The organism is Johannesbaptistia floridana, from assembly GCF_057440575.1.
Map to the genome: position 1 here is coordinate 1 of NZ_JALKVM010000058.1, position 3,772 is coordinate 3,772.

At 37.1% G+C, this 3,772-nt stretch carries 3 protein-coding genes; all 3 read right to left on the reverse strand.

All coding sequences use genetic code 11. The features are described 5' to 3' along the window. Positions 1 to 279: 279 nt before the first annotated feature. The 3 genes from MW688_RS04315 to MW688_RS04325 are packed head-to-tail and all read right to left on the reverse strand — an operon-like array spanning position 280 to position 3,453. Positions 280 to 1,251 carry an ExeA family protein gene (locus MW688_RS04315; protein WP_486734686.1) on the reverse strand — a complete coding sequence of 324 codons (972 nt, stop codon included), beginning with the start codon at positions 1,249 to 1,251 and terminating at the stop codon, positions 280 to 282. Then, positions 1,241 to 2,878, reverse strand: coding sequence for a transposase family protein (locus tag MW688_RS04320; RefSeq protein ID WP_486734688.1), 1,638 nt, complete (start codon positions 2,876 to 2,878; stop codon positions 1,241 to 1,243). Before MW688_RS04320 ends, MW688_RS04315 begins: the two co-directional genes overlap by 11 nt. 11 nt (positions 2,879 to 2,889) lie before the next feature. Next, complete coding sequence (locus MW688_RS04325; protein ID WP_486734687.1) at positions 2,890 to 3,453, reverse strand: recombinase family protein; 564 nt, start codon at positions 3,451 to 3,453, stop codon at positions 2,890 to 2,892. Positions 3,454 to 3,772: the final 319 nt, after the last annotated feature.

Consider the following 3,772-nt stretch of genomic DNA (forward strand, 5'->3'; position numbering starts at 1 on the left):
CCTCTGGGACAGAATTAACTGCAACTGAGACAGAATTAATTGCAACTGAGACTGCAATCATAATTTCGGACAGAATTAACTGCAAATAAGGTGAAACTATTACTCTGCTTTGATTATATACATTTACTGTCATCTCAGCTTTGTTGTTCTTATCTTGGTAAAGAAACTTATTGTGTACCCCAATATATTTACTTTGAAAAATTAACTGAGTTTTTTGAAAAAAATTTAGTAGTCAAAATTGCTTAGTTTTATGTTTGTTACTTTGCAAATACAATAGGTTTAAATAGGTAAGCCTGCCGCCAACATCTGTTCTCTTAAATCTTGAGAACGACCTGCATCTAATTGGCCTTTGAATAATAATCGAATTTCCGCAGGTTTAGTATTAAATTGTTCTGCTAAATTTTTGACATTGTAACCATGTCTGGTCAAAGTTGGTTCTAAATCATCAATTTGTCTGGAGAGAATAGACGTAATCAATTCATCTGTTACAGGTTTTTCTCCTGCTTTATAAGCTTCTTCAAAAGCTAGGGATAAATGTTGCTCAATCTGTAAAGGTGTTCTTAATTTAGACGACAGTAAATCTACCGCTTCAACCGTAATTATTTCAACCCATTCTTTATTAGGCTCCATACATTGACTAAATAACCATTCAATATATTTTTTTTGAGAACCGATTAAACCATCCAGTGAAAAATTAGCTGTACGATAACCAATTTCTTCCATTGTAGGTTTTCTTAAATCATTCCTGAGTTTGGGATGTCCCACTAATAAAACTGATAATGTACCGCCACCATCATCTACTACTTCAATTAGTCTCTTAAGTCCAGTTAAGGTAGTTGTGGATAAATCATGGGCTTCATCTATAAATAAAGCTATAGGTTTTCTTCCTTTACAAATTAAATCTCTTAGTTGTCTTTCTCTTTTTTCTCCTTGAGAGGGAATCTTTAGTTTCTTATCATTGGATAAATCATAAAATAAAGCCGAAATTAAAGTAGTTAAATTAGTTTTTTGTTTTTCTACTGCTAAAGATTTTGAGACTAAGATTGTTCCTTCTTGGTTTAAGGTGTTTTGTAACTGTTTAAGAGTGACAGTTTTTCCACATCCTACTATTCCTGTTAAGGCTACTAACATTCCATTAGCTATTGCTACTTTTAATTCTTCAAATAATTGTTGTTGCTGAGGCGTTTCATAATAGCCAGTTTTTCTAAATTCTTTAGCTAAATTATATTCTCTCATTACTTCAATCAGCATGATTTTTCTCCTGAGAATGAAAATACTCTTTTACTGAATCAATAATTTCTTTCTTATTTAAGGTTTTAGCTAACAGTTCATTGATAAAAGTCATCTGTTCTTGGTTAAGTTTCGCTAGAGGTTTATTTAGATAATCTGCTATGGCTCTTTTAGCATCTAAAGTACTAGGATAGGTAAATTCTTGATATGGGTCCGGGTCATTAAAAGGAATTAAGTTAGGACGTTTTGATAGTTGAGATGTCAAAACTTTAAATTCTTTAGAGTTAGGCAAGCTAGAAAGAGGTAGTCCTAATTCTTGGGCTAATTTTTCAATTCTTTCGGCTTTTTTATCTTTCTTGGTTTTTCTGTGGGTACGATAACGATGTAGTGGAATAGGACCGCTAACAGGAAAATAGGGACCATATTTTTGTCCTTCATTATCTACATACAGTTCATTATCAAATAGTCCCCATAAAAGTGTTACGGTTTCTCCAGCTAAATCTGGATTTACTTCATAAGCCACCCCTTCTATAGTTACGCGAGCATCGCCTCCTACTTTACGACGTTCTGGTTCGCGAGCAAAGGTACAGAAACGTTCCCAGCTACACATCTGTCTAATCCCTTCTGGAGGGGTATTTAATAACCAATCTTCAAGTCTTGAATGTTCTTCGTGGCGATGTCCTTGGTTATTATAGTGAATCAGGTATTGATGTAGCCAAGTATTGGCTTCTGCTTCCGTTTCTGGTTCGTGAAAATGGTAGAGGGTTTCGTGAGCTTCTTTTACAGTACGAAACGCTCTTTCTACTTTTCCTTTGGATCTAGCTGTATTTCTTCGCTTATCCTTACTATTGGGGAGGTGGGTAACTATTTTGACTCCTAAATATTCCATTACGGTCTGAAAAATGCGGCTTTTAGCAATGGGACCGTTATCCATGTACATCATGGCGGGAATGCCATAAAAGGTAAACCCTTCCATACTCTTTTCAGTCATAGCGTTAAAAAGAAAGCGTAGGGCCGCTTCAACATCCTCTCCATAAACGCAGTGGTACTCTTGATAACAAAGACCACTGCGGTCATCGACAACGCTATAAAGCATTAGTTGAGGGTTACCTCGCCCTGGTTGCACCCAAGAGGGATTTTTTAGGTATTTTAGGTCTGAAGGACTTAGGTCAAATTGCCAACATTCGTTACTATAAGTGGCTTGAAACCGAACAGCAGGAGTAGGTTGTGTTATGGACTCAAGGTCATAATCCCAAGTTTTGAGGTAATGATTGACGGTACTCTTATTAAGCAGTCCTGGAGTGAGCTTGAGAAGACCGCTGGGGGTTTCCATTCCTTCAGTTTCTAAGATTTCTATGGCTCTTGCTGTAGATAGGTGGCGTTTTTTCTTGTTGAGACTACGGACTTTCATGGCGGCAATAATTTCGCAGTATTTTTCCATCTCTACTCGGCTGATTTTTCGGGATTTGCCTCGGTCATTTCGATGGATACTTTTGGGTTTGGCTCTTTCTCTTAGGGAGCGATAAACTGTATCTTTAGAAACCCCATAGGTCATGGCTATTTCTTCAATGAGTTTTCGTCTTTCACTAGCTCTTGGAGGCAGGTTTTCTAAGCGTTGTCGTAAAGAGATTATGGCTTCTGGGGGAATTTGCTTCCGTTTCATTGAGCTTTATTGACCTCTTCTATGTAGCTATAGAGAGTTGGCTTAGAAATTCCCATCATCTGACAGATTTCGTCGATTGTGTACTGTTTTTCGCTGTAAAGTTTTACGGCTAATTGACGCTTTGATGGGTCTAAGGCTTTTGGTCTTCCTCCTAAACGACCCCTAGCACGGGCTGCTTTTAATCCGGCATGGGTTCTTTCTCTGATTAAATTCCTCTCAAATTCTGCTAATGCTCCAAATAGGTGAAAAATTAGTTTACCTTCATTGGTATGAGTGGCTAGAGATTCTTGAATACTATGAAGTTCTATACTCCGTTTTTCTAAGTCTTCGACAATTCCTATTAAATCTTTGAGCGATCGCCCTAATCGGTCTAATCGCCATACTACTATTATATCTCCTGCTTGGGCTACTGACATTGCTTTCTGTAAACCTGGTCTAGCTGTTTTTGCTCCACTGATATGATCTTCATAAATTTTGGTACAACCTTCTTTCTGCAAAGCATCACGTTGCAGGTCTAGATTTTGGTCGTCAGTAGAAACACGAGCGTAGCCTATTAGCACTTGATTAGTTGAAGTAAATAAACTTGATAAATTGATTATATCTTAACTTTGATAACTTTACTCAGTTTTTTGCCCCTAAAAAGCTTGATTTTACGTGAAGAGATTTTGAATCAAGCTCTAGTAAAGAAAAGGTAGGTTTTCTTTACTTTTTTAGTTGCAGTTAATTCTGTCCCAGTTTATGATTGCAGTCCCAGTTGCAATTAATTCTGTCTCAGTTGCAGTTAATCCTGTCCCAGAGACTATTTATAGTTGCAATTAATCCTGTCCCAAAGTGGTTATGATTGCAGTCCCAGTGCTCGATAATTGCAGGCCGCCACAG

Excerpts from the sequence above, each read along its gene's own strand:
- MW688_RS04315 (WP_486734686.1), bottom strand. The coding sequence starts at position 1,251 with ATGCTGATTGAAGTAATGAGAGAATATAATTTAGCTAAAGAATTTAGA.